Source organism: Streptomyces sp. NBC_00237 (assembly GCF_026342435.1).
Classification (GTDB): domain Bacteria; phylum Actinomycetota; class Actinomycetes; order Streptomycetales; family Streptomycetaceae; genus Streptomyces.
On sequence record NZ_JAPEMT010000001.1, the window covers coordinates 524,325 to 548,931 of the forward strand.

Annotated in this window: 23 protein-coding genes and 1 pseudogene; 16 read left to right on the forward strand and 8 right to left on the reverse strand. The window is 70.7% G+C overall.

The window, feature by feature from the left end; genetic code table 11:
• Positions 1–456: 456 nt before the first annotated feature.
• Entirely contained in the window at positions 457–1,056 is a 600-nt protein-coding gene (locus OG897_RS02080; RefSeq protein ID WP_266652283.1) for a sugar transferase, read from the reverse strand.
• Positions 1,057–1,209: 153 nt separating this feature from the next.
• Here OG897_RS02080 and OG897_RS02085 point away from each other — a divergent pair, with 153 nt between their 5' ends.
• From OG897_RS02085 to OG897_RS40765, 3 genes are read left to right on the forward strand one after another with little or no spacing between them, the layout of a single operon-like run.
• Positions 1,210–2,166: a UDP-glucuronic acid decarboxylase family protein gene (locus tag OG897_RS02085; RefSeq protein WP_266652285.1), complete on the forward strand. Its 957-nt coding sequence runs from the start codon at positions 1,210–1,212 to the stop codon at positions 2,164–2,166.
• 15 nt (positions 2,167–2,181) lie between these two features.
• Positions 2,182–3,309, forward strand: coding sequence for an LCP family protein (locus OG897_RS02090; RefSeq protein ID WP_266652287.1), 1,128 nt, complete (start codon positions 2,182–2,184; stop codon positions 3,307–3,309).
• On the forward strand, positions 3,306–4,907 hold the full coding sequence (locus OG897_RS40765; protein WP_323187964.1) for an oligosaccharide flippase family protein: 1,602 nt from the start codon (positions 3,306–3,308) through the stop codon (positions 4,905–4,907). The genes OG897_RS02090 and OG897_RS40765 overlap by 4 nt, the downstream gene beginning before the upstream one ends.
• A gap of 142 nt (positions 4,908–5,049) precedes the next feature.
• Here the strand turns inward: OG897_RS40765 and OG897_RS02100 are convergent.
• Positions 5,050–6,153 (reverse strand): annotated as a pseudogene (locus tag OG897_RS02100) (O-antigen ligase family protein); the annotation flags it as partial.
• Positions 6,154–6,208: 55 nt separating this feature from the next.
• On the opposite strand from OG897_RS02100, the gene OG897_RS02105 reads away from it, so the two are divergent.
• The 7 genes from OG897_RS02105 (at position 6,209) to OG897_RS02135 (ending at position 13,641) form a co-directional block, all read left to right on the forward strand.
• Positions 6,209–7,720, forward strand: coding sequence for a polysaccharide biosynthesis tyrosine autokinase (locus OG897_RS02105; RefSeq protein ID WP_266652289.1), 1,512 nt, complete (start codon positions 6,209–6,211; stop codon positions 7,718–7,720).
• Positions 7,717–8,718, forward strand: coding sequence for an FkbM family methyltransferase (locus OG897_RS02110; RefSeq protein WP_266652290.1), 1,002 nt, complete (start codon positions 7,717–7,719; stop codon positions 8,716–8,718). The genes OG897_RS02105 and OG897_RS02110 overlap by 4 nt, the downstream gene beginning before the upstream one ends.
• Positions 8,718–9,302 (forward strand): low molecular weight phosphatase family protein, encoded by a 585-nt coding sequence (locus tag OG897_RS02115; RefSeq protein ID WP_266652292.1) that lies wholly within the window; start codon positions 8,718–8,720, stop codon positions 9,300–9,302. Before OG897_RS02110 ends, OG897_RS02115 begins: the two co-directional genes overlap by 1 nt.
• Positions 9,303–9,450: 148 nt before the next feature.
• Positions 9,451–11,322 carry a molecular chaperone DnaK gene (dnaK, locus tag OG897_RS02120; protein WP_266652294.1) on the forward strand — a complete coding sequence of 624 codons (1,872 nt, stop codon included), beginning with the start codon at positions 9,451–9,453 and terminating at the stop codon, positions 11,320–11,322.
• Positions 11,322–11,966, forward strand: a complete 645-nt coding sequence (grpE, locus tag OG897_RS02125; protein WP_266652296.1) for a nucleotide exchange factor GrpE — start codon at positions 11,322–11,324, stop codon at positions 11,964–11,966. Before dnaK ends, grpE begins: the two co-directional genes overlap by 1 nt.
• A 39-nt stretch (positions 11,967–12,005) precedes the next feature.
• The gene (dnaJ, locus tag OG897_RS02130) at positions 12,006–13,184 is read left to right on the forward strand and encodes a molecular chaperone DnaJ (RefSeq protein ID WP_266652298.1); all 1,179 of its coding nucleotides are present in this window, start codon (positions 12,006–12,008) and stop codon (positions 13,182–13,184) included.
• A gap of 7 nt (positions 13,185–13,191) precedes the next feature.
• Complete coding sequence (locus tag OG897_RS02135; protein ID WP_266652300.1) at positions 13,192–13,641, forward strand: helix-turn-helix domain-containing protein; 450 nt, start codon at positions 13,192–13,194, stop codon at positions 13,639–13,641.
• Positions 13,642–13,703: 62 nt separating this feature from the next.
• Here OG897_RS02135 and OG897_RS02140 read toward each other — a convergent pair whose 3' ends face one another.
• Positions 13,704–13,895 carry a DUF397 domain-containing protein gene (locus OG897_RS02140; RefSeq protein WP_266652302.1) on the reverse strand — a complete coding sequence of 64 codons (192 nt, stop codon included), beginning with the start codon at positions 13,893–13,895 and terminating at the stop codon, positions 13,704–13,706.
• 351 nt (positions 13,896–14,246) lie between these two features.
• Here OG897_RS02140 and OG897_RS02150 point away from each other — a divergent pair, with 351 nt between their 5' ends.
• Positions 14,247–15,566, forward strand: coding sequence for an ATP/GTP-binding protein (locus OG897_RS02150; RefSeq protein WP_266652304.1), 1,320 nt, complete (start codon positions 14,247–14,249; stop codon positions 15,564–15,566).
• On the forward strand, positions 15,544–16,158 hold the full coding sequence (locus tag OG897_RS02155; protein ID WP_266652306.1) for an RloB family protein: 615 nt from the start codon (positions 15,544–15,546) through the stop codon (positions 16,156–16,158). Before OG897_RS02150 ends, OG897_RS02155 begins: the two co-directional genes overlap by 23 nt.
• 46 nt (positions 16,159–16,204) lie before the next feature.
• On the opposite strand, the gene OG897_RS02160 is transcribed toward OG897_RS02155, so the two are convergent.
• Positions 16,205–17,050, reverse strand: a complete 846-nt coding sequence (locus OG897_RS02160) for an SDR family oxidoreductase (protein WP_266652308.1) — start codon at positions 17,048–17,050, stop codon at positions 16,205–16,207.
• Between the two features lie 84 nt (positions 17,051–17,134).
• Between OG897_RS02160 and OG897_RS02165 the strand changes: the two genes are divergently transcribed.
• Positions 17,135–17,719 (forward strand): TetR/AcrR family transcriptional regulator, encoded by a 585-nt coding sequence (locus OG897_RS02165; RefSeq protein ID WP_266652310.1) that lies wholly within the window; start codon positions 17,135–17,137, stop codon positions 17,717–17,719.
• A gap of 53 nt (positions 17,720–17,772) precedes the next feature.
• Here the strand turns inward: OG897_RS02165 and OG897_RS02170 are convergent, their stop codons facing one another.
• The 3 genes from OG897_RS02170 to OG897_RS02180 form a co-directional block, all read right to left on the reverse strand.
• Positions 17,773–18,351 (reverse strand): hypothetical protein, encoded by a 579-nt coding sequence (locus OG897_RS02170; protein ID WP_266652312.1) that lies wholly within the window; start codon positions 18,349–18,351, stop codon positions 17,773–17,775.
• Positions 18,352–18,697: 346 nt separating this feature from the next.
• Complete coding sequence (locus OG897_RS02175) at positions 18,698–19,354, reverse strand: helix-turn-helix transcriptional regulator (protein ID WP_323187966.1); 657 nt, start codon at positions 19,352–19,354, stop codon at positions 18,698–18,700.
• Positions 19,355–19,387: 33 nt separating this feature from the next.
• Positions 19,388–20,365 carry a helix-turn-helix transcriptional regulator gene (locus OG897_RS02180; protein WP_266652314.1) on the reverse strand — a complete coding sequence of 326 codons (978 nt, stop codon included), beginning with the start codon at positions 20,363–20,365 and terminating at the stop codon, positions 19,388–19,390.
• Positions 20,366–20,508: 143 nt separating this feature from the next.
• Here OG897_RS02180 and OG897_RS02185 point away from each other — a divergent pair, with 143 nt between their 5' ends.
• Both OG897_RS02185 and OG897_RS02190 read left to right on the forward strand, forming a co-directional pair.
• A complete protein-coding gene (locus OG897_RS02185; RefSeq protein ID WP_266652316.1) occupies positions 20,509–20,787 on the forward strand; it encodes a 5'-nucleotidase in 279 nt (92 codons plus the stop codon).
• Positions 20,784–21,170, forward strand: a complete 387-nt coding sequence (locus OG897_RS02190; RefSeq protein ID WP_266656498.1) for a hypothetical protein — start codon at positions 20,784–20,786, stop codon at positions 21,168–21,170. Before OG897_RS02185 ends, OG897_RS02190 begins: the two co-directional genes overlap by 4 nt.
• Before the next feature lie 117 nt (positions 21,171–21,287).
• On the opposite strand, the gene OG897_RS02195 is transcribed toward OG897_RS02190, so the two are convergent.
• Positions 21,288–21,692 (reverse strand): pyridoxamine 5'-phosphate oxidase family protein, encoded by a 405-nt coding sequence (locus OG897_RS02195; RefSeq protein WP_266652318.1) that lies wholly within the window; start codon positions 21,690–21,692, stop codon positions 21,288–21,290.
• 169 nt (positions 21,693–21,861) lie between these two features.
• On the opposite strand from OG897_RS02195, the gene clpB reads away from it, so the two are divergent.
• Entirely contained in the window at positions 21,862–24,498 is a 2,637-nt protein-coding gene (gene clpB, locus OG897_RS02200; RefSeq protein ID WP_266652320.1) for an ATP-dependent chaperone ClpB, read from the forward strand.
• Positions 24,499–24,607 lie beyond the last annotated feature (109 nt).

Genomic DNA, 24,607 nt, shown 5'->3' on the forward strand with positions numbered 1-24,607 from the left:
CGCGGGGAACTGCGCGCCCAGCCCCCACGCACCCGCACATCCCCACCCCAAGCCTCGCGAGTTTAGGTGAAGGATGGGGTCTCCCCTGCTCGAACGAAGTTGAGAGCTTGGGGAAGGGTCTGGGGCAGCCCGCCGCAGGCGCACCCTGGTGCGGCGCACCCATCGGGCGAGGTAACAGCGGGCGGCACCGGGGCGGGCCCGGAGCGAGGGGGGCCGCCCCCTTGCCCGCCCGTCCCGCCCCCGGGGGGCGGCCCCGCCGCCCAAGGGGGCTGGGCGGAAGCAGAAGGGGCTGGGCCCGCCGCCCAGGAGGGCTAGGCGGAGGTAGAGGGGCGGAGCCCAAGGGGGCTGGGCGGAAGCAGAAGGGGCTGGGCCCGCCGCCCAGGAGGGCTGGGCGGAGGTAGAGGGGCGGAGCCCAAGGAGGCTAGGTGGAAGGGAGAGGGTGGGGGGCGAGGGAGGTCAGCGGGCTCCTCGGGCGGTCAGGACGGCGGGCACCGTGCGGGCGAGGATCGTGAGGTCCAGGGCGAGGCAGTGGCGGTCGACGTAGTCGAGGTCGAGGAGGACCATCTCGTCCCAGGGGAGGTCCGAGCGACCGCTGACCTGCCAGAGGCCCGTCATGCCGGGCAGGGCCTTGAGGCGGCCCAGGGCCAGACCCTGGTAGCCGGAGTCCTCCACGGGGAGCGGTCGCGGCCCCACCAGCGACATCTCGCCGCGTACGACGTTGACGAGCTGCGGGAGTTCGTCGAGCGAGAAGCGGCGCAGGACCCGCCCGACCGGCGTGACGCGCGGGTCGTCGAGCATCTTGAAGAGGTGGCCGTCGCTGTCGTTGCGGGCGGCGAGCGCGGCCCGTTCGGCGGTGGCCGAGGCGCGCATCGTACGGAACTTCAGCATCTCGAAGGGTTCACCCAGGCGCCCCGCCCTGGCCTGCCGGAAGAACGCGCCGCCGGGCGAGGTGAGCGCCACGGCCGCCGCGCAGACGGCCAGGACGGGGGCGAGGAGGAGCAGAAGGAGGAGGCTGCCGGTCAGGTCGAGAGCGCGTTTCGCGGACGGTGCCCGCATCGCCGCATCCTTTCGTGGGATCTTTGACCGACTTAAAGCGAATAGTCGGTTTTGTGGCAATGACTCTCGCACGATGAACTACAGCCGGTGCGGTTGACGCCACGCTCGTGTCACCCGGCCGGGTCGAAGAGGTGCGGAGAGGTGTTGGTCGGCATGCGTGCCGTGGTGACTGGGGGAGCCGGATTCATCGGCTCCCACCTGTGTGGACGACTGCTCGACGAGGGATACGAGGAGGTCGTCTGCCTCGACAACTTCCTCACCGGGAAGCCGCGGAACATCGCCCATCTGTCGGCACGTCAGGGGTTCACGTCGGTGCGCTGCGACGTCAGCGAGGGCATCGCGGTGGACGGACCGGTGGACGCCGTACTCCATTTCGCCTCGCCCGCGTCACCCGTCGACTACCTCAGCCACCCGCTGGAGACCCTGCGCGTCGGCTCCGAGGGCACCCGCCACGCCCTCGACCTCGCGACGGCCAAGGGCGCCCGGTTCGTGCTCGCGTCGACCTCCGAGAGCTACGGCGACCCCGAGGTGCACCCGCAGCCCGAGACGTACTGGGGCAACGTCAACCCGGTCGGCCCGCGCTCCTGCTACGACGAGGCGAAGCGTTTCGCCGAGGCCACCGTGATGGCGTACCGCAAGGTGCACGGCACGGACGCCGGGATCGTACGGATCTTCAACACCTTCGGCCCCCGGATGCGTCCCGGCGACGGCCGCGTCGTACCGAACCTGATCCGCCAGGCCCTCGACGGCGAGCCCATGACGGTCTCCGGCGACGGCACCCAGACCCGCTCGCTGTGTTTCGTCGACGACCTGGTCGACGGGGTCCTGAAGATGGTCCGCTCCGGGGTCTCGGGCCCGGTCAACCTGGGCAATCCCTATGAGCTGTCCATGCTCGAACTCGCCCGCTGGATCGCCGAGTTGACCGGTTCGACGTCCGGTATCTCCTACGTCCCCCTGCCCGTCGACGACCCGCGCCGCCGCCGCCCCGACGTCACGCTCGCCCGCACCGCGCTCGGCTGGGAGCCCGCCGTGCCCGTCGAGGAGGGACTGCGCCGCACGATCGACTGGTTCGCGACGAGCAAGGCCCCCGCCCTGCTGCTGGGGGCCTGAGAAGGGGTGACGCGGATGCAGCAGCACCTGAAGACGCTGTGGGCCCGTTTCCAAGCAAGTTTCCAAGCAAGCTTCCCAGCCCGCTTCGCAGCCCGCTTCCGGGCCCGCCGCACGCTCAAGCTGATGTGCGCGGGCCTCGCCGTCCTCGTCGGGCTGACCGCCGTCGCGGGCTGGCTCGCGTACCGCAGGATCGACGGCAACATCCGTACGGACGACGCGACGGCGGCAGCGCTCGCCGAGCACGGCGCGGACCGCCCGGACCGTCACCCCGGCCAGGCGCAGAACATCCTGCTGCTCGGCTCCGACTACCGGAAGGAGGCCGGGAGCGAGCGCTCCGACACCGTGATGCTGCTGCACCTGGCCGCCGACCGGAAGCGTGCCGAGGTGCTGAGCGTGCCGCGCGACCTGCGGGTCGACATGCCGAGCTGCCTGCGCGAGGACGGCAGCCGCAGCCGGGCGCAGAACGCCCAGTTCAACTGGGCCTTCCAGTTCGGCGGGGCCGCCTGCACGATCCGTACGCTGGAGAAGCTGACCGGCATCCGGATCGACCACCACCTGATCGTCGACTTCAAGGGCTTCACGAAGATCGTCAACGCGGTGGGCGGCGTCGAGGTCGACGTCAAGAAGGCCGAGCACGACCCCAACGTCGGCCTCGACCTCTCCCCGGGCAAGCACCTGCTGAGGGGCGAGACCGCACTCAGTTACGTACGCGCCCGTCAGTACGTCGGGGACGGCAGCGACCTCAACCGGATCAGCCGCCAGCAGGACTTCGTGAACCGCCTCGTCGCCAAGATCCGAGGCAACGGCACCCTCACCAACCCCGCCCGGCTCTACCCGGTCCTCGACGCGGCGACCGCCTCCCTCACCGCCGACTCCGGACTCGACTCGCTGAGCGAGCTGTACGAGGTCGCCGACAGCCTGCGCGAACTCCCGCAGGGCGCACTCACCTTCACCACCCTCCCGCACCACCAGGCCCCGGACCACTGGTACCGGCTCGACCTCGAACAGCCCGAGGCGCGGCGGGTGTTCGACGCCGTGAAGAAGGACCAGCCGGTGCTCGCCGCGCTGGCGAAGGCCCGCGAGGAGCCGTCCGAGGAGAACCCCGAGCCGGAGTACGAACCGGTCCACGACGAGTACGAGTGAGAGCGGCGACGCACGCGGAGAAGGAAGCCGCCCCCGGGGCCCGGACCCTGGCGGGCGGTTTCGGCTGGGAGACAGGGTCTCTGGTGGCGGTGCTGCTGCTCCAGCTCGGCTACAGCGCCTGGACCGGCCGTCATCTGGCGGCCGGTCATTTCGGTGCGTACGCGACGGCGTTGGCGATCGTCCACACCAGCGCCTCCCTCACCAGCGGCCTGACCCAGTACGTCCTGACCTCGCGCGACCTCGGCCGTGACTTCCTGGCGACCGCGCTCGCCGTGGCGGCCGGTACCGGCACCCTGTCCTGCCTGGCCTTCGAGGCCGTCGCCCCGGTGTGGGGCGCGGTCTTCGGCGGGACCCCGCACCTGGTGGACTTCGTCCGCATCCTCGTCCTTCAGAACCTCCTCGCGCCCGTCGCCGCCGTCTGCACCGCCGCCCTGCGCGGCACGCTGCGCTTCCGCACCGCCGCGCTGCTCGAACTCGCTGGCCAGGCGGCCGGGTTGGGGTGCGCGCTGGTGCTGCTGGTGTCCGGCTGGAGTCCGCAGGGGATCGCCGTCGCGCCCGTCCTGGCGGCGGTGGTGCCGTGCGCGGGCGGTCTTGTGCTGCTGCGCGGGGAGCTGCGGAGTGCCGAAGTGCGCTGGCCGGGAGGGGAGTTGTGGCGGAACTTCCGGTCCTGCGCCGCGTTCTCGCTGCTCCAGTCGGTGACGTACAACATCCCGCTGTGGAGTGCCGCGCTGCTGCTCGGGGCGGGCGGTGCCGGGCACTTCTCGCGGGCCGTGTACTTCGTGTCGATGGTCTCGCAGACGCTCACCCAGGCTCTCGTACGGACCTCAAGTCCCGCTTTCACACGGCTGGTCGACGCCCCGGAGCGGCTGGCCGGGGCGCTGCGGGAGGCCCTGACCGCCGCGTCCGGGCTGCTCGCCGTATGTCTGGGGGTGACGGCGGGGGCGGGTCCGGTCGCGCTGCTGCTCCTGCTGGGGCCCGGGTGGGAGGAGGCGGCGGGGCTGCTGGTGTGGTTCGTGCCGGGGCTGGCGCTCCAGGCGTTGTGCACGGTCGGCTATCAGGCGGACCGGGTGCGGGGGGACGCGCGGGGTGTCTCCCGGGCGCAGGCGGCGGTGTTCGCCGTGATGGCCGTGGGGGCGGCCGGTGCGTCCGTGGGGGCGGACGGGCGGGTGCTGGCGCTGGTGCTGGCCGGGGCCACCGCCGTCGGGCACGGCCGCCAGCTGCGGCGGTGGCGGAGGCTGCCCGGCGGGGTGCCGGTGCTGCGGATCTACGGGGTGCACGCGCTGGTGGGGGCGGGCATCGCGGCGGCGTCCCGGACGGGGTGTGCGGCGGCACGGTGGGCCGGGGCGGGGGGCGGGGCCGGTGACCTGGACCAACTCCCCGTACTCCTGGGCGGGTTGGCGGCCGGAGCGCTCGCTACCGGGTGCTGTCTGCCGCTGGCGCGCTGGATTCCGGCGCTGCGGCTGGCCTCGGCACACGGACTGCCGACGGGGGCGGCGCTGCCGGTCCGACGGTCCCTGCCGACCCGCCTGCCGCACGCTCGGCGGCGGCGGTCGACAGCACGCCGAACAGGACCAGGGTCAGCACCAGGTACGGGGTGAAGCCGTTGCCGCGCAGCGGTGCCTCGGGCACGCACACCATCAGCGTCGCCGCCGTCAGCGCCCAGCCGAGACCGCCGGACACGCGGGAGGTGCGCGCCGAGGCCCACCCGGCGGCGGCCACGAACAGCAGCAGCCCGGCCGCGCCGAGCAGCCCCGCCGTCCCCAGGGTGTGGAGGAGCTGGTTGTGCGCGTGGTCGAAGGCGCGGTGCACCGGGGAGAGCGGGTCGGAGAAGAGGCCGGGCCCCCAGCCCAGCCAGGGGCTCTCCCGGAAGGCCCCGAGGGCCGCCTCCCACGGCAGATGGCGGCCGTGCAGGGTGCTCACCTCGTCGGAGGAGGCCACGTCCTCGAACTCCTTCAGCACCGACGGCACGAACAGGGCGGCGCACAGGGCCAGTCCGACGGGGATGCCACGGGTGATCACCGGATGCACGCGGGAGCGGTCGACGCCCGCCCCGACCGACCTGCCCGCCTCACCCATCTCACTTGCCTTGCGCAGAAACAGCAGCCCCACCAGCGCCGCCAGCCATGCCGTACGGGACTGCGCGAACAGCAGGGTGGTGCCCGCCACCGCCGCGTGCAGCGGCCACAGCCGGGTGCGGGCCACGCTCTGGCACTCCAGGAGCAGTGCCGCCACGACGACCGCGCCGAGCGCGTTGGGGTGGTTGGTCAGCCCGGCCAGCCGCCCGCCCGGCAGCACCAGGTCGAGCCGGAAGTTGACGACCTTGCTCGCCACCACCGCCCAGGTGGGCGCGAGGGCGAGGGCCAGCAGGCTGCCGTACGTGAACACGCGCAGCGCGGCCCGCAGCAGTCGTACCAGCGTCGCCAGGTCCGTGCGCGGGGCCAGGTGGAAGGCGGTCAGCAGCAGCGGGGCCAGCCACAGCCGCCAGTCGCCCGCGCCGCCGTGCTCGCCGAGCACCCCGGAGAGCACCGGGCCCGCGTACATCAGCAGCGCGCACACCAGTAGGGCCGTGCCGGGCCGGGGGCCTGTCGGGCGGGTCGCGGCGAAGGACACCACGAGCGTCGCGAGCAGCAGCGCGAGGACGACGGCGGCGTAGCCGGAACCCGCGTACAGCCGCCACGGTTCGATGACGATCTCGGAACGGGTCTCGCCCCAGGTGGCGCTGGGTGTGCCGGTGGCGCCGAAGACGCGGGCCCAGACGACGGTGGCGAAGAAGGCGGGACTGAGCAGAACGGCCCACAGGGTCGCGGTGCACAGGTGCGAGGCGACGGTGGTCGGGCGTTTCATACCGGCACTCCGTAATTGTCCTATTACGCTCCGCCATGACCGTACCGGAGGCCGGATGAACGCCAGAGCTTATGCAGAAGCCCTTTTCAAGCGGTGGAGGTTCGTCGTCGGCTGTGTGGTGGGCGGAGTCCTCACCGGCGTGCTCGTCACCTCGCTGAGCACGCCCGTCTACCAGGGCCACAGCCAGATCTTCGTGTCCGCCCGCGCGGTCGCGGACACCCAGCAGCTCGCCCAGGTCTCCTCGTTCGGACAGGACCGCGTCCAGTCGTACGCGGACCTGGTGACCAGCCGTCCCGTCATGGAACAGGTCATCGCCGAACTGGACCTGGCGCAGCGGCCCGACGAACTCGCCACCAAGGTGAAGGCCACCTCGCCGCTCGGCACCGTACTGATCAACATCAGCACCGAGGACCCCCGGCCCGACCGGGCCGCCGACATCGCCAACGCCGTCGCCCGCCACCTGGTGAGCGCCGTCGGCGAACTGGAGACCCCGGTGGGCGGCGGGGCCATCCCCGTCAAGCTCTCCGTCTCGCAGTCCTCGGCGGTGCCCGCCGTCCCCGACAAGCCCCGGCCGCTGCTCAACCTGGCCGCCGGAACCTTCGGCGGACTGCTCCTGGGCCTCGGTCTGGCGCTGCTGCGCGAGGTCCTCGACAGCAGCGTCTCCGGCACCAACGAGCTCGCCGAGGTCGTCGACGCCCCCGTCTTCGGCTCGATCCCGCTGACCAAGGGGGAGAAGAGCCGGACGCTGGTCCTGGAGCAGGAGGGGTACTCGCGGCGCGCCGAGGCGTACCGCCAGCTGCGCACCAACCTCCAGTTCGCGGGCGTCGACGGGGCTCCCACCCTGATCGCGGTCAGCAGCGCGCTGCCCGGCGAGGGCAAGACGTCCACCGCCGCGAACCTGGCCGCCGCCCTCGCCCTGGAGGGCCGTACGGTCTGCCTGGTCGACGCCGACCTGCGCCGCCCGCAGATCGCCGGGGGCCTGGGACTCGTCGCCGAGGCCGGGCTGACCAGCGTCCTCATCGGGCAGGCCACCCTCGACGACGTGCTCCAGAGCGGGCCCGGCGGACTGCGGGTCCTCACCTCGGGCCCCGTCCCGCCCAACCCGGCCGAACTCCTCGCCTCCGGCCAGATGTCGGCCGTACTGAAGGAACTCAGGCAGCGCTTCGACTCCGTCGTCGTGGACACCGCCCCGGTGCTCCCGGTCGCCGACACCGTCGGGCTCGTCCCGCAGATGGACGGCGTGGTGCTGGTGGTGCGGGCCAGGAAGACCGGCCGCGACCAGGCCCTCGGCGCGGCTCAGACGCTGCGCGGCGTCGGCGGACGGCTGATCGGGACGGTGCTCAGCATGACGCCCGAGCAGCGCGGTCCCGGCGGATACGGGTCGTACGGCTCCTACGGTTCCGCTGCCTCGTACGGGAGTTACGCGAGCCACGGACAGGCGGCGCGCGAGCCGTGGTCCGGGACGGCGGCGAGCTGGCTGGGGATCAGGCCGAGACGGGCGGGGGCGGCGGTCTCCGTACCCGGCGCCGCAGGCGTGAAGAGCGAGCGCACGGAGGAGGTCCGGTGAGCGCTCCCGCCAAGCCACGCCCAACTGGCCTACCAGTCAAGCCGGTTGACGCCCCGCCGACCGCACGCCAACGCGCCCTGTGCGTACTGATCCGGGCGGGGCGGCGCACCCTCGCCGGGACGCCGTTCGGCGGCTCGCGCGCCACCTCCGCCGTGTCGGCGGCCCTGCACAGGTCCGCCTTCGCGGGCCGCAGCACGGCCATCCCGTACCGGGGGCTGCGCTTCACCACCGCCGACGGTGACCGCTGCGTGGCCCCCGCCCTGCTCTCCGGCCGCCACGAAGCGCTCGAACTCGACCTCTACACCAGCCTGTTGAAGGGTGCGCGCGGCGTCGTCGACGTCGGTGCGAGCATCGGCCTCTACTCCTGCCTCGGCGCGGCGGCACTCCCCGCCGACGGCCGGATCACCGCCTTCGAGCCGGTCCCGGCCAACGTCGCCGCCCTGCGCCGCAACCTCGCCCTCAACGGCTGCGCGGACCGCGTGCACGTCGAGGAGGCGGCCGTCGGCCCCGACCCCGGCACCCTCACGCTGCATCTCTCCTCGGTCAACAGCGGCGGCCACAGCGCCGCCCCCGATGCCGAGGGCGGGCGGACCGCCGTCGTCCGGCAGGTCGCCCTCGACGCGTACCCCTTCGGCCGACGGCCCGACTTCCTCAAGATCGACGCCGAGGGGTACGAGGTCCAGGTGTTGCGCGGGGCCACCCGCACGCTGCGCGAGGACCGTCCCGCCGTACTGATCGAGTACGTCCCCGAGCGGGTCAGGGCGTGCGGCGACGACCCGGCGGACATCCTGCGGGCGCTGCGCGAGGGAGGCAGGACGGTGTACGTCGTGGACAAGGTGTGCGGGGTGCTGCGGCTCGCGGACGCGTCCGTGCTCGCGGCGCTGGCCGGGGTGCGGGGCCGCCACCCGCACTTCGACAACCTGCTCTCCGTCGTCCGTCCCGACCAGCGGGCCCTGCTGCCGGAGGGCTCGGGGCTGACCTGGTCCTGTGCCGTCTGATGGAGGCCCCGACCGCACCGTTCACCGTGCTCTTCGTCTGCACCGGCAACGTGCACAGGTCGGTGCTGGCGGAACGGCTGCTGGCCCGGCACGCGGGGCGAGGGGTACGGGTGTTCAGCGCGGGCACCCGGCCCCCCGGCCCGTATCCGATGGACCCCGCCACCCGGGCCGTACTGGAGCGCCGGGGCGGTGACGGGCGGGACTTCGCCTCGCGGCGGCTGACGGCAGCGCTGGTGGCGGAGGCGTCGCTCGTCCTGGGGATGGAGCGCGAGCACCGGGAGGCGGCGGTGCGGCTGCGGCCGGTGGCGCTGCGGCGGATCTTCACGCTGCGGGAGTTCCTGCGGCTGGCCGAAGGGGCGTCGGGGGAGCCCGGCGAGGTCGTGGCGCATGCCGCCGGGATGCGGGGGGAGGCGGTCCCGGTGGATGCTGAACAGGACGCGGTGAGCGATCCGTGGGGTCGGGGGCCCGAGGCGCTGAGCGCCTGCGGAGCCCTCCTGGACGTCCACATCGCCGCACTGGCCGCACTGCTCACTCAGCGCCCCGTCCGAGGCACGGGCCCCGAGCCCACCTCGCTGACCAGCTGAAACGCGGCCCGGCTCACTCTCGAAGGATGGTTGCGGATAAGGACCGCATAAGAGTTGAGTCGGGTCGACTCAGGTCTGTTGACTCCGGCGTACGAGTGATGCATCCTTGAGTCAGTTCCACTCATGTACGTAACTGGAGGAATCCGAAATGGCACGTGCGGTCGGCATCGACCTGGGCACGACTAATTCCGTCGTCAGCGTTCTGGAAGGCGGCGAGCCCACCGTCATCACCAACGCCGAAGGCGCCAGGACCACGCCGTCCGTCGTCGCCTTCGCCAAGAACGGCGAGGTGCTCGTCGGCGAGGTCGCGAAGCGCCAGGCGGTCACCAACGTCGACAGGACGATCCGTTCGGTCAAGCGCCACATGGGCACTGACTGGAAGATCGAGATCGACGGCAAGTCCTTCAACCCGCAGCAGATGAGCGCCTTCATCCTGCAGAAGCTGAAGCGCGACGCCGAGTCGTACCTGGGCGAGAAGGTGGCCGACGCGGTCATCACCGTCCCGGCGTACTTCAACGACTCCGAGCGTCAGGCGACGAAGGAGGCCGGTGAGATCGCGGGCCTCAACGTCCTGCGCATCGTCAACGAGCCCACCGCCGCAGCGCTGGCGTACGGCCTCGACAAGGACGACCAGACGATCCTCGTCTTCGACCTCGGTGGCGGCACCTTCGACGTGTCCCTCCTGGAGATCGGCGACGGCGTCGTCGAGGTGAAGGCCACCAACGGTGACAACCACCTCGGTGGTGACGACTGGGACCAGCGCGTCGTCGACTACCTGGTGAAGCAGTTCCAGGGCAACCACGGCGTGGACCTGGCCAAGGACAAGATGGCTCTCCAGCGTCTCCGCGAGGCCGCGGAGAAGGCGAAGATCGAGCTGTCGTCCTCCACCGAGACGTCGATCAACCTGCCCTACATCACGGCGTCGGCCGAGGGCCCGCTGCACCTGGACGAGAAGCTCACGCGCTCGCAGTTCCAGCAGCTGACCAGCGACCTGCTGGAGCGCTGCAAGAACCCGTTCAACAACGTCATCAAGGACGCGGGCATCGCCCTCTCCGAGATCGACCACGTCGTCCTCGTCGGCGGCTCGACCCGCATGCCGGCCGTGGCCGAGCTCGTCAAGGAGCTCACCGGCGGCCGTGACGCCAACAAGGGCGTCAACCCGGACGAGGTCGTCGCCATCGGCGCCTCGCTCCAGGCGGGCGTCCTGAAGGGCGAGGTCAAGGACGTACTGCTCCTCGACGTCACCCCGCTGTCCCTGGGCATTGAGACCAAGGGCGGCATCATGACGAAGCTCATCGAGCGCAACACGACCATCCCGACCAAGCGCTCCGAGATCTTCACGACGGCCGAGGACAACCAGCCGTCCGTGCAGATCCAGGTCTACCAGGGCGAGCGCGAGATCGCGGCGTACAACAAGAAGCTCGGCATGTTCGAGCTGACCGGTCTGCCGCCCGCCCCGCGCGGCGTGCCGCAGATCGAGGTCGCCTTCGACATCGACGCCAACGGCATCATGCACGTGGCCGCGAAGGACCTCGGCACCGGCAAGGAGCAGAAGATGACCGTCACCGGTGGCTCCTCGCTGCCGAAGGACGAGGTCAACCGGATGCGCGAAGAGGCCGAGCAGTACGCGGACGAGGACCACAAGCGCCGCGAGGCCGCCGAGACGCGCAACCAGGCCGAGCAGCTCGTGTACCAGACGGAGAAGTTCCTGAAGGACAACGAGGACAAGGTCCCGGCCGACGTCAAGACCGAGGTCGAGACCTCCGTCACCGAGCTGAAGGAGAAGCTCAAGGGCGAGTCCGCCGAAGGTGACAACACAGCCGAGATCCGCACGGCGACGGAGAAGGTCGCGGCCGTCTCCCAGAAGCTGGGCCAGGCCATGTACGCCGACGCCTCCGCCGCCCAGGGCGCCCCGGGCGCCGAGGGTGCGGCTCCGGGTGCCGGTCAGGCCGCCGACGACGACGTCGTCGACGCCGAGATCGTGGACGACGAGAAGGACAAGAAGGGCGGCGCTGCCTGATGACGGAGGAGACTCCGGGCTTCGACGAGAAGCCCGACGTCTCTCCCGGCACGGACGACGCCGAGCCGAAGGCCGCCGAATCCTCTGAGGAGGGCGCGGCGGCCCCGGCCGGGGACGCGAGTGCCGCGAAGGACGTCGCACTGACGGCCCAGCTGGACCAGGCCAAGATGGCGCTCAACGAGCGCACGGCCGACCTCCAGCGACTCCAGGCCGAGTACCAGAACTACCGTCGCCGCGTGGAGCGCGACCGGGTCACCGTCAAGGAGATCGCGGCCGCGAACCTGGTGACCGAACTGCTCCCCACCCTGGACGACATCGGCCGGGCACGGGAACACGGCGAGCTGGTCGGCGGCTTCAAGTCGGTGGCCGAATCGCTCGAAACGGTGGCCGCGAAGATGGGCCTCCAGCAGTTCGGCAAGGAGGGCGAGCCCTTCGACCCGACGATCCACGAGGCCCTGATGCACTCGTACGCGCCGGACGTCACCGAGACGACCTGCGTGGCGATCCTTCAGCCGGGCTACCGGATCGGCGAGCGTACGATCCGACCCGCACGGGTCGCGGTGGCCGAGCCCCAGCCGGGTGCGTCGGCCGACAAGTCGGAAGACTCCGATGACAAGGAGAGCGGTGACCCCGAGAAGGGGTAACACCGCACTTGGGAGTCCGGAAGGAGGGACGTCGAGGAAATGAGCACGAAGGACTTCGTCGAGAAGGACTACTACAAGGTTCTCGGCGTCCCCAAGGACGCCACCGAGGCCGAGATCAAGAAGGCGTACCGGAAGCTCGCCCGCGAGTTCCACCCGGACGCCAACAAGGGCAACGCCGAGGCGGAAGAGCGCTTCAAGGAGATCTCCGAGGCGAACGACGTCCTCGCCGACGCCAAGAAGCGCAAGGAGTACGACGAGGCCCGCGCGCTCTTCGGGAACGGCGGCTTCCGTCCCGGTCCCGGAGCGGCGGGCGGCGGCTCGTTCAACTTCGACCTGGGCGACCTCTTCGGCGGCGGCCAGGCCGGAGGCACCCAGACGGGCGGCTTCGGCGGCGGCATAGGGGACGTGTTCGGCGGCCTCTTCAACCGGGGCGGTACGGGCACCCGTACGCAGCCCCGGCGCGGCCAGGACATCGAGTCCGAGGTCACGCTCAGCTTCACCGAAGCGGTCGACGGCGCGACGGTGCCGTTGAGGATGTCTTCCCAGGCCCCTTGTAAAGCCTGCTCCGGCACCGGCGACAAGAACGGCACCCCTCGGGTGTGCCCGACCTGCGTCGGCACGGGCCAGGTCTCGCGGGGCGGCGGCGGAGGCTTCTCCCTCACCGACCCCTGCGTCGACTGCAAGGGCCGCGGCCTGATCGCCGAGACCCCCTGCGACATCTGCAAGGGCTCGGGCCGGGCCAAGTCCTCCCGCACGATGCAGGTGCGCATCCCCGCCGGTGTCACCGACGGCCAGCGCATCCGCCTCCGCGGCAAGGGCACGGCGGGCGAACGCGGCGGTCCGGCCGGTGACCTGTACGTCGTCGTCCACGTCGACGCCCACCCGGTCTTCGGCCGCAAGGGCGACAACCTCACCGTCACCGTGCCGGTCTCCTTCACGGAGGCGGCGCTCGGCGGCAATGTGGACGTACCCACCCTGGGCGGCCCCCCGGTCACCCTGAAACTGCCCGCCGGGACGCCCAACGGGCGCACCATGCGGGCCCGTGGCAAGGGCGCGGTCCGCAAGGACGGCACCCGGGGCGACCTCCTCGTCACCGTCGAGGTCGACGTACCGACCGAACTGAACGACAAGGCCAGGGAAGCCCTGGAGAGCTACCGTGAGGCCACGTCGGGTCACGACCCGCGTGCCGAACTGTTCCAGGACGCGAAGGGAGCGTAGGAGAGCGATGGACGGCCGACGACGGAATCCCTACGAGCTGACCGACGAGTCACCTGTGTACGTCATCTCGGTCGCCGCTCAGCTCTCCGGCCTGCACCCGCAGACCCTTCGCCAGTACGACCGCCTCGGCCTGGTCTCCCCGGACCGCACGGCCGGGCGCGGCCGGCGCTACTCGGCCCGCGACATCGAACTCCTGCGCACGGTGCAGGCGTTGTCGCAGGACGAGGGCATCAACCTGGCGGGCATCAAGCGCATCATCGAGCTGGAGAACCAGGTCGCCGCCCTCCAGTCCCGCATCGCCGAACTCTCGGCGGCGGTGGACGGCGCGGCGGTCGCCCTCCAGCAGCGCGAGGCCCAGGTCCACGCCTCGTACCGCCGCGATCTGGTCCCGTACCAGGACGTGCACCAGGCGAGTGCGCTGGTGGTCTGGCGCCCCAAGCGGGCGTCTTCGGACTGACCGCTTGACCGCTTGTCGAAGGGGCCCGGGAGCAGTTGCTCCCGGGCCCCTTCGCTGTGTCGTCAGCGCGAGTCGTCTCCGGCGGAGAGGTGCTTGAGCAGGGCGGCGAGCTGCCCGGCGGTCGCGCTGAGCACGGTCGCGGGGTCGTCGCTCTCGCGGAGCCGGAGGGTGCCGTCGGGGGATGTGGCGACGTTCACGCAGTTGCCTTCGGCGCCCCCGCTGAACGAGGACTTCTGCCAGTGGAGAGTGGGCATTCTCTGTCTCCTAGAGGGTGTGGAGCAGGTGTTGGAGCAAGGCCAAAGAGTCCTTGGCCGCATGCGAGGCCGGTGCTGCCTGTGCTGCGGGTGAGCGTCTACGACGAGGACCCGGTCGTGCCCGCGCCCCGCGAGGGAGGCGGTGACGACTGCTGGGGGGCGCGGCCTGGTGCTGGTGGCCGGGACGGCGGACGCGTGGGGGGTGACGGCGGACCGGGGCGGGCGGTTCGGGAAGGGCGTGTGGTTCGAGCTGGCAGGGTGAGGGGGCGGCCCCTACTGTGAGGCTACGTACCGAATCGTGTGGAATTCCCGTTCGAAAGGGAAACTAATCCCTGAAAGGGGGTGGTCGGGGTGCTTCTCAACTTCAGGGTGGCCAATCATCGCTCGCTCCGGGAGGAACAGTCGCTCGGCCTGAGCCCGGTGTACGAGGCCGACCGCCCGGAGGGGACGGAGTGGGACGCGGTCCCGGTGGCGGCCCTCTTCGGGGCCAACGCGTCGGGGAAGTCGAACGTGGTGGACGCGCTGCGGTTCATGGCGCGGATGGTGGTGTCCTCGCACCGGGACGCGGAGCCGGACGGGGGAGTGGACCGCCACCCCTTCGCGCTGGAGGCGGAGGCTTCCGGGGACCCCTCCTGGTTCGTGGTGGACCTGGTGCTGGACGGCGTGCGCCACACCTACGGCTTCAGCGTGGACGCGGAGCGCGTGCTCGACGAGTGGCTGTACAGCTATCCGAAGGGGCGCAGGGCGAAGGTGTTCCACCGGAGCGAGGGCGAGATCTCCTACGGAGACGGTGCCGCCCGCCGCGAGCTGGATCTGATCAAGAGCATCACCGCACCGAACGTGCTGTTCCTGTCGGTCGCCGCCCGTTCCGAACAGGCGGTGGTGCAGCCGGTGTACCGGTGGTTCCAGCAGGCGGTGCTGTTCCGGTCCGGGGGCTCCAGGCGGCGGTACGGGGTTTCCCCGTCCACGCTGCGGCTGCTGGACGACCCCCGGCACAGCCGCGCCGTGGTGGCTCTGCTGAGGGCGGCCGATCTGGGCATCGAGAACGCCGGAGTGGAGTGGGGCGAGGCCGACGAGGGCCTGTCCCCGGACTGGTACCGGATCACCCGTCCGGTGACGGGTGAGGCGCCCCGGGCGTCGACGGCCGCCAAGTACACGAGCGGGGCCGCCCAGGTGTGGATCGAACAGCGCGGTCGGCACGGCCCGGTGAAGCTGTACCTGCGTGACCAGTCCGAAGGGACCCAGGTCCTCCTGGACTACGCGGGCCCGGTGCTCAGCACCCTGGAGGGCGGTGGCCTGCTGGTCGTCGACGAGGTCGACGCCAGCCTTCACCCCCGCCTCACCGCCCACCTCATCCGCCTCTTCCAGAACCCGGCCAGCAACCCCCGGGGGGCCCAGCTCCTCCTCACCACCCACGACGCCAGCCTGCTGGGCCGCAGTGGCGGGGAGGACGTCCTCGGGCGGGACCAGGTGTGGTTCGTGGAGAAGGGCGAGTTCGGCGAGACGACGCTCTTCCCGCTCTCCGACTTCAAGCCCCGCCAGGAGGAGAACCGGGAACGCCGCTACCTGGGCGGGAGTTACGGTGCCGTCCCGTATCTGACCGACGAGCGGTTCGCCGAGGCGGTCGCTGCCAGGGAGGACGGCGGGCGTGGCGAGAACGCCGAAGGCTAGCGGTCGGCGCGGACCGGCGTTCGAGACCGACCTGAAGCGCAGGCAGGGTGGACGCGATCCGAGGAAGCGGCTGCTGGTGGTCTGCGGGGCACGGGTCACCGAGAGCGCGTACCTGAAGGGTTTCAAGGCGCACATAGCCAATCCGGCGGTGTCGCTGAAACTGGTGGAACGGCCGTGCGCCCCGTCCCAACTCGTCACGTACACGGCGGAGTTGCGTGACCGCTCGCGCGAGGACTTCGACGAGGCGTGGTGCGTCTTCGACGTGGACGAGTTCGGCGACGTGCCGGACGCGGTGGCCGATGCGGAGCGGCGCGGCATCGAAGTGGCCGTGTCCAACCCGTGCTTCGAACTGTGGCTGCTGCTGCACTTCGCGGACCACTGCGCGTTCACGGGCTCGTACGCCCATCTCGTACCGCATCTGGCCAAGCACCTGCCGCGCTACGACAAGACCCGCGCCGACTTCCGGCACTTCGCCGCCACCTGGCCCGAGGCCGCTCGCAGGGCGCGGGCCCTGGCCCCGGTGGGCAAGGAGCACGAGAAGAACCCGGCGAGCGGGGTGTGGCGGCTGGTGAAGGCGATCGCGGCTCAATAGCCGCCGTCGGAGCGGAGGTTGCCCTTGTCTCCGCTCGCGGCAGGGGTCACCGGAAGGCGCGCAGGTTGCGCGTGGCCCACTCGCTGAAGGGGTTGGCCGGGCGGCGGAGGACGTTCTCCACGTCGGGGCTGATCGTCTGCTCGGACGGCAGGGGGACGCCGAGGACGTCCAGGGTGCCGTCGATGACCTCTTCGGGCATGAACTGCGCCAGGTGTGCGTGGGCCTCCTCGCGGGACAGTTCCACGAAGGCGATTTCCTCGCCGAGCCCCCGGGAGATCGCTGCGGCCTGCTGGCGTGGACTGACGGCCTCGGGCCCCGTCAGTTCGTACGTACGGCCCGCGTGCCCGTCTTCGCGCAGTGCCGCTGCGGCCACGGCGGCGATGTCGGCCGGGTCGACGACCGGCAGGGCCACGTCGCCGAACGGGGCGAAGACCGTGCGTCCGGTGCGCACCGACTCGGCCCAGGCGAAGGCGTTGGAGGCGAAACCGCCCGGGCGCAGGATCGTGAAGTCCGCTCCGGACGCGCGCACGGCGGCCTCGAATGCGCGCAGCCGGGTGTGGGAGGGCGCCTCGGGGCGGGTGGAGTTGAGCTGGGAGGAGAGCAGGACTATCCGCTTGACCCCGGCGTCCAGGGCCACGTCGAGAAGGGCGTCCGGGCTTTCGCCGTAACCGTTGAGCTCGCCGCCCAGCATGAGGAACAAGGCGTCGGCACCGTCGAGGACGGGCCGCATGCTCGCGCTGTTCCCGACGTCGGCCCGAGCGTGCCGGGCCCCGGCGGGGAGCCCTTCGGGCTCGGGGCGTCGCGAGACGGCCACGACGTCCCTGCCCGCCTCGGCCAGCAGGGGCACCAAGGTCCGTCCGATGTTGCCGGTTGCGCCTGTTATCACGATCACGGTGACTCCGTTAGTTAGTGAGTTGACTGACTAAGTGGCTTGACCGTAGCACGGCCGTACCGGGGGTTGTCTATAGTTAGTTGGGTGACTGACTCAGCGAAGCCCAAGGCGCGGGCGGCGGACAAGCGCCGACGACTCACCACCGAGGCGGCCCGGATCCTGCACGAGCAGGGCATCGAGCGCACCACGCTCGCCGACATCGCGCGCGCGGCCGAGGTTCCCGTGGGGAACGTCTACTACTACTTCAAGACCAAGGACGACCTGGTTCTGGCCGCCCTCTCCGAGCACAGCGCCCACCTCGACGAGCTCACCGGTCGTCTGGACCGGTTGCCCGACCCGCGCGACCGCCTCAAGGCCCTGATCGAGGCATGGGTCGGCCAACGCGACATCGCCGCCCGCTATGGCTGCCCCACCGGCACCCTGGCCGTCGAACTCGACAAACGCGCCGACGGGACGCTCGACGCGGAGGCCGGTACGGTGATCCGTCGCCTGCTGGAGTGGACCTCACACCAGTTCCGCGCTCTGGGCCTGCCCGACCCGGACGACCTCGCCGTCACTCTCGTCTCCGCCTATCAGGGCATGTCGCTGCTGGCCAACGCCTTGCGCGACCCGGACCTCATGACCCGCCAGGGCGCCCGTCTCCTGGACTGGCTCGACTCTCTCCGCTGAGGTCTCTCCGCTGAGGGGAGGCGTCCGGGCCCCTTCCTCTTCCGCGACGGCTCTCAGGGGATGAAGTCCGTGACGACGTCGATCAGGGTCATCCACATCGGCTGGCCGCCCGTGCCGTACGCCGCTGCGAGGGTGTAGCCGACGGAGGCGTCGACGGGCTGCGGGTCGGCGTCTTCGCGCCACTCCACGAGGACCGTCTCGTCGCCGTCGGCGGTGAACTCGCCGAGGGGCTTGCCGTCGCGGAGGAAGGTGCTGGTGCCGATGGAGGTGGGGACGAGGCGGTAGTGGATGCCGTCGTGGGTGGCGTCCACCTTGTACGTGGAGCGGCGGAAGCGGCCCTTGCCGGGGCGGACGGCGGCCGGGGCGTTGGCGACGGTCAGGGTGAGGGCGGCGGCGGAGCGGGTGCCGATGGCGCTGTGCGGGTCGGCGCCGTCGAGTCCTCCGGAGCGTACGAGATCGGTACGGGGGATCGCCGGGCCGGAGACGGTGATGTGGGCGTGCGGGGCGATCGCGACCGTGACGGGGCCGAAGAGGGGGTCGTCGAGCGGCGGGCGGGAGGCCGTGGGCGCGTCGGCGGCGGGTGCCTCGGGGCCGGGCGCCTTGACGAGGTCGACGGGGGTGCGGTCGGTCATGGCGGGGCCTCCGGGCGGGGCGGGCGGGCGGTCGTGCGGCTCGTCCTGGAAGACCGTGGAGGGGGTGGCCGGGGTTGCGCGCGGCGAGGAGGTTTTTGCAGGTCGGGGGCGGTGCACGGGCTAGGGCCTGTCCGGCGGATCAGGTCGTATGGAGGGACCTGCGGTTTCTCGGTGCGGCTGAGCGGGGTCGATGGGGTCTCCCCTGGTCGAGCGAAGCCGAGAGCTTGGGGAAGCGTGCAGCTGCAAGGCGGAGGAGGGAGACGACGCGGAGCGTCGGCGACCGACGACAACGCCGCAGATGTGCGTGCCAGGGCACGTGACCGCGACAAGATCCGCCGGACAGGCCCTAGTTGTCGAGGATGCCCGACTTGGCGATGAGGTAGCCGAGCTGGGCGCGGTTGCTGGTGCCGCCGAGGGTGGCGGCGAGTTTGGCGATGTGGGCGCGGCAGGTGCGGATGTTGAGGCCGAGGCGGCGGGCGATGGCCTCGTCGACCAAGCCTTCGATGAGGAGGCGGGCGATGGAGCGGCGGATGTCCGAGGACTCGGCTGTGAGCGGCTGGTCCAGGGGGACGGCTCTTCGCCAGAAGTGCTCGAAGAGGTCGACCAGGTAGTTGACGACCTCGGGGTGCCGAACCTCCAGGGCCGTGTGGGCATCTGGGGTGACGGCGAGGACGGCCACCGTGCGGTCGAAGGCCATCATGCGCGGAAAGAGCTCTTCCAGGGTGCGCACCTCGATCCGGATGCCGGGCAGATGGTCGGCATAGGCGTACACGCCGTAGCTGTGCCGGACGGTGTGCTGGTAGAGCGTCCGCATCAGGACGCCCCGGTCGGAGAACAAGCGCGCTCGGTCCAGGCCCTGGGTCAGGACGCGTTCCGAGCGTGCGCCGCCCGGCTGGACCGTCAGGACCTCCGTGCGGCAGGCTGCGGACGCCAGGTCGAGGGCCGCGTTGATCCGGTCGAGCCCTTCCAGGACGGTGATCGCGGGGGGCGGGTCCGGGACCAAGGCTGTTCCGTTCTGCGAAGGATGCGGGTACGGCTAAGCGTCGAGGATGTTGGACTGCGCTATCAGGTAACCGAGTTGGGCGCGGCTTCCACTGCCGAGGGCGGCGGCGAGTTTGGCGATGTGGGCGCGGCAGGTGCGGACGTTCATGCCGAGACGGCGGGCGATGGCTTCGTCGACGTATCCCTCCACGAGGAGTTTGGCGATGGAGCGCTGGACGCCCGAAATGCCTTCGGGCGTGGGGTCGTAGGCGACAGGCTCTATGAGAGGGGTCGCCCGGCGCCAGAAGTGCTCGAAGACATTGGCCAGATATGCCACGAGGCCGGGGTGGCGGAGTTCCAGTGCGATCTGCCGGTCGTCCTGGGCCGGGATGAAGGCGACCGTGCGGTCGAAGACGAGGAGCCGGTCCGGGAGTTCTTCCAGGGTGCGTATCTCCACCTTGTCCCCGGCCATCATCTCCGCGTAGGCCAGGGTGCCTTGGCTGTGGCGTACGGTGTGCTGGTAGAGGGTGCGAATGGAACCGCCGCGTCCGTTGAGCGCGCGGCCGCGTGACACAGCCGCGTTCAGGGCATCCTCACTGCGTCCGCCACCGGGCTGGATCGTCAGTACTTCGAACTTGGTGTCGGCCAGGGCCAGATCGAGGGCCGCGTTGATCCGGGGCTCACCCTCCAGCACCGTGATGGCGTAGGTCGGCGGCGGGCTCTGCGCGCTGATGGTCATGAATGGCTCGAACGTGTCCGTGAGGGCGACGCTCAGGCGACGGTTCACCTGGATGTCGTTCTCGATCGTCAGGAGCCTTTTGGCCAGAGCGGAAGCGGGCGGAACCGGCCGGAGCCAGAGTGCGTCGTCCGGGTCGGGGTGCAATAGAGCAAGTTCCATGAGGCACGGGGCAGGAGCGACTTCCGCCCGCGAGATCCGTCCGGAGCGCAAGGCGCTCGCGTACAGCTGCTTGGCGTCATCACACATCTCGGTTATCGGGTGGGGATGTGTTGAGTTGGCCGCATTTGTGGTCATAGGTCCGTCCCCCAGGGTCCTGAACGTGCAAGAACATGATGCACCGCTCCTGTGGCGTTGACGTGGCTCAATAGGCCATCGTCTTAAACGGCGGGGGTGAGGAACCCATGGAAGTGAGGACAAAGCCGACTATGTATAAGCGAATGCTTCGTTCAGGTCTTGCGGTGGCCTTCTCCGCCGGGGTGATTCTCGGCGCGATCGCGCCACTGGATATCGCCTGGTCCACAGGGAAGGACGGGGCGGGGGCCGCAGTGGCGCTTCCTGGCGACATCGCCTGGTTCAAGGCGCCGAGCAAGCCGGGCGTCCAGGCCGCTCAGCCGTCGGACATCGCATGGGACGCGGAAGCCCAGCCGTCGGACATCGCCTGGTTCGGCGCGGGCGACATCGCCTGGAACTCGGCCCCAGCGGGCAAGGTCGTCTGACCATGCCTTCGGACGACCCGTCGTTCAGACGTGAAATGGCCCGAGTCATCCGCAGCGGCTGGCACCTCATCGACCTCGTCTCCGCGCTCCCCGAGCCCGGCGACTCGCTGATGGTGACCCTCTTCGGCGATCCGATCCTGGTCGTCCGCGAGAGGGACGAGGAAGTCCGTGCCTACCGATGCCTGCGCCGTCCGCGCGGTGCGCCGCAGCCGATCCGGTGCGAGGTCCGGTACGGGAACATCTTCGTGAACCTCGAAAAGACCGATCACCACCTGCTCTACGAGACGGAGGGTGCCGCCGGCACCTCCCCCCGCTCCGTCTCGCGTGCGACAGCCGCCCGGTCCGCTCCGCGGACCGCAACAGCCACCCCCCGCAGCGCCTGACGCGATTCCCCCGTCGTAGTAGATCGCCCAGGCGCTTCCCCCACACAGCGACGTCCTCGTGAACCTGAACACGAGGGCGTCGCTGTGCTGTGCCCGTACAACCCGCGCAAAGGGTGCTCAGGCGTTGCCCATGGCCCGGTTCAGCGTGATCTCGATCAGCACCCGCTCCGGGTTCGGCGCCGGGGTGCGGCCGTAGCGCTCCGCGTACCGCTCGACCGCGTCGGCGATCAGGTCCGGTTCCGTGCGGACCCTGGCCACGCCCTCCAGCGTCGCCCACTTCCCGCGCTCCAGCTGGCAGACCGCCACCCGGGCGCCCGCTTCTCCCGCCGCGAGGACGTTCGCGACCTTGCGGCTGCCGCCGCGCGTGATGACGCGGGCGAGGCCCTGTTCGTGGTCGTACGTCACCCCCACCGGCACCACGTGTGGCGTGCCGTCCGGGCGGAGGGTAGTCAGGGTGCAGAGGTGGTACTCGCTCCAGAAGGCGCGGTACTCCGGGCTCGGGTTGCGTACGTCGATGGCCATGCAGCGCAGGTTAGCCCCGGTGGGTGCCCTGTACTGCCTGTACTGGCGGGATCCGCAAAGCTGAGTGGAATAGACTCAACTTTGTACAGGTTGTATGAGTCATAGAGCTCGTAGGGCTGTAGGGCTGATGACAGAGCAGGCCAACGGTGCGTAGGAGGAGAGAAGAGACGTGGAAGCCGAGCTGACCAACAGGAGCCGGGACGCGATCAACGCGGCCACCAACCGGGCCGTCACCGACGGCCACCCCGATCTGACCCCCGCGCACTTGCTGCTGGCTCTGCTGGAGGGTCAGGACAACGAGAACGTGACGGACCTGCTGGTCGCCGTCGAGGCGGACCAGGCCGCGGTACGGGCCGGGGCCGAGCGGCTCCTCGCCGCCCTGCCCAGCGTCACCGGGTCCACCGTCTCGCCCCCGCAGCCCAACCGCGACATGCTGGCCGTCGTCGCCGACGCGGCACAGCGGGCGAAGGAGCTGGGGGACGAGTTCCTGTCGACGGAGCACCTGCTGATCGGCCTCGCAGCCAAGGGCGGGCAGGCCGCGGACGTACTGAAGAAGCAGGGGGCGAGTGCGGACAAGCTGCTCGACGCCTTCGAGAAGAGCAGGGGAGGACGCCGGGTGACCACTGCGGACCCGGAGGGCCAGTACAAGGCCCTGGAGAAGTTCGGCACCGACTTCACGGCCGCCGCGCGCGAGGGGAAGCTGGACCCGGTCATCGGCCGTGACCAGGAGATCCGCCGCGTGGTGCAGGTGCTGTCGCGCCGGACCAAGAACAACCCCGTGCTGATCGGTGAGCCGGGGGTCGGCAAGACGGCCGTGGTGGAGGGGCTGGCGCAGCGCATCGTCAAGGGGGACGTGCCTGAGTCGCTCAAGAACAAGAAGCTGGTCTCGCTGGACCTGGGGGCCATGGTCGCCGGGGCGAAGTACCGGGGCGAGTTCGAGGAGCGGCTGAAGACCGTCCTCTCCGAGATCAAGGAGAGCGACGGGCAGATCATCACCTTCATCGACGAGCTGCACACCGTCGTGGGGGCGGGGGCCGGTGGGGACTCCGCCATGGACGCCGGGAACATGCTCAAGCCCATGCTGGCGCGTGGTGAGCTGAGGATGGTCGGGGCGACGACCCTGGACGAGTACCGGGAGCGGATCGAGAAGGACCCCGCCCTGGAGCGGCGCTTCCAGCAGGTGCTGGTGGCCGAGCCGTCCGTCGAGGACACCATCGCGATCCTGCGCGGGCTCAAGGGGCGGTACGAGGCGCACCACAAGGTGCAGATCGCGGACTCCTCGCTGGTGGCCGCCGCGACGCTGTCCGACCGGTACATCACCTCGCGCTTCCTGCCCGACAAGGCCATCGACCTCGTTGACGAAGCCGCCTCGCGGTTGCGGATGGAGATCGACTCCTCGCCCGTCGAGATCGACGAACTCCAGCGGTCCGTGGACCGGCTCAAGATGGAGGAGCTGGCGCTGAAGAACGAGACCGACGCCGGTTCCGTACAGCGACTGGAGAAGCTGCGCCGCGACCTCGCCGACAAGGAGGAGGAGCTGCGGGGGCTCAACGCCCGCTGGGAGAAGGAGAAGCAGGGACTCAACCGGGTCGGTGAGCTGAAGGAGAAGCTGGACGAGCTGCGCGGCACCGCCGAGCGCGCCCAGCGGGACGGCGACTTCGACACCGCCTCCAAGCTGCTGTACGGGGAGATTCCCGGCCTGGAGCGGGAGCTGGAGGAGGCCGCCGAGGCCGAGGCGGAGGTCCGCGAGGTCGACACGATGGTGAAGGAAGAGGTCGGGCCCGACGACATCGCCGACGTGGTGGGGTCGTGGACCGGCATCCCCGCCGGACGCCTCCTCGAAGGCGAGACGCAGAAGCTGCTGCGCATGGAGCAGGAGCTCGGCAAGCGGCTCATCGGGCAGAGCGAGGCCGTGCAGGCGGTGTCGGACGCGGTCCGGCGTACGCGCGCCGGGATCGCCGACCCCGACCGGCCCACCGGATCGTTCCTCTTCCTCGGTCCGACCGGCGTCGGCAAGACCGAGCTGGCCAAGGCCCTCGCGGACTTCCTCTTCGACGACGAGCGCGCCATGGTCCGCATCGACATGAGCGAGTACGGCGAGAAGCACAGCGTGGCCCGGCTGGTCGGGGCTCCGCCCGGCTACGTCGGCTACGAGGAGGGCGGCCAGCTCACCGAGGCCGTGCGGCGGCGTCCGTACAGCGTCGTGCTCCTCGACGAGGTCGAGAAGGCGCATCCGGAGGTCTTCGACGTCCTGCTCCAGGTGCTCGACGACGGCCGTCTCACGGACGGACAGGGGCGGACGGTGGACTTCCGCAACGCCATCCTGATCCTGACGTCGAACCTCGGCAGCCAGTACCTGATGGATCCGACGACCGCCGAGGACGTCAAGAAGCAGCAGGTCCTGGACGTCGTGCGGTCGTCCTTCAAGCCGGAGTTCCTGAACCGGCTCGACGATCTCGTCGTCTTCTCCGCCCTCAGCAAGGACGAGCTGGCGCACATCGCCGAGCTCCAGGTGGCCCGCCTCGCCAAGCGCCTCGCCGACCGGCAGCTCACCCTCGACGTCACGCCCGAGGCCCTGGCCTGGCTGGCCGAGGAGGGCAACGACCCGGCGTACGGCGCCCGGCCGCTGCGCCGCCTCATCCAGACCGCCATCGGCGACCGCCTGGCCAAGGAGATCCTGGCCGGAGAGGTCAAGGACGGGGACACGGTGCGGGTGGAGCGGGTCGGGGACGACCTGCTGGTGGGTCCGGTGACGGGCCGGGCAGCGGGCGACAGCGGCAAGGTTTCCACGGAGAAGAAGCTGTAAGGGGTACGAGGCAGTCCCAAGGGGTGCGATTCGAGGCGATCTGTAAGCCCGCAGCGGATCGCACCCTGCGGGGCTTGCGTTCACCCTCCCGGGATGGGAGAGGATGACC

What these genes read in the sequence shown, in the direction of transcription:
- OG897_RS02080 (WP_266652283.1), bottom strand. Translation starts at nt 1,056, where the DNA reads ATGCGGGCACCGTCCGCGAAACGCGCTCTCGACCTGACCGGCAGCCTC.
- OG897_RS02085 (WP_266652285.1), top strand. Translation starts at nt 1,210, where the DNA reads ATGCGTGCCGTGGTGACTGGGGGAGCCGGATTCATCGGCTCCCACCTG.
- OG897_RS02090 (WP_266652287.1), top strand. Translation starts at nt 2,182, where the DNA reads ATGCAGCAGCACCTGAAGACGCTGTGGGCCCGTTTCCAAGCAAGTTTC.
- OG897_RS02105 (WP_266652289.1), top strand. Translation starts at nt 6,209, where the DNA reads ATGAACGCCAGAGCTTATGCAGAAGCCCTTTTCAAGCGGTGGAGGTTC.
- OG897_RS02115 (WP_266652292.1), top strand. Translation starts at nt 8,718, where the DNA reads ATGGAGGCCCCGACCGCACCGTTCACCGTGCTCTTCGTCTGCACCGGC.
- dnaK (WP_266652294.1), top strand. Translation starts at nt 9,451, where the DNA reads ATGGCACGTGCGGTCGGCATCGACCTGGGCACGACTAATTCCGTCGTC.
- grpE (WP_266652296.1), top strand. Translation starts at nt 11,322, where the DNA reads ATGACGGAGGAGACTCCGGGCTTCGACGAGAAGCCCGACGTCTCTCCC.
- dnaJ (WP_266652298.1), top strand. Translation starts at nt 12,006, where the DNA reads ATGAGCACGAAGGACTTCGTCGAGAAGGACTACTACAAGGTTCTCGGC.
- OG897_RS02135 (WP_266652300.1), top strand. Translation starts at nt 13,192, where the DNA reads ATGGACGGCCGACGACGGAATCCCTACGAGCTGACCGACGAGTCACCT.
- OG897_RS02140 (WP_266652302.1), bottom strand. Translation starts at nt 13,895, where the DNA reads ATGCCCACTCTCCACTGGCAGAAGTCCTCGTTCAGCGGGGGCGCCGAA.
- OG897_RS02170 (WP_266652312.1), bottom strand. Translation starts at nt 18,351, where the DNA reads ATGACCGACCGCACCCCCGTCGACCTCGTCAAGGCGCCCGGCCCCGAG.
- OG897_RS02180 (WP_266652314.1), bottom strand. Translation starts at nt 20,365, where the DNA reads ATGACCACAAATGCGGCCAACTCAACACATCCCCACCCGATAACCGAG.
- OG897_RS02185 (WP_266652316.1), top strand. Translation starts at nt 20,509, where the DNA reads ATGCTTCGTTCAGGTCTTGCGGTGGCCTTCTCCGCCGGGGTGATTCTC.
- OG897_RS02195 (WP_266652318.1), bottom strand. Translation starts at nt 21,692, where the DNA reads ATGGCCATCGACGTACGCAACCCGAGCCCGGAGTACCGCGCCTTCTGG.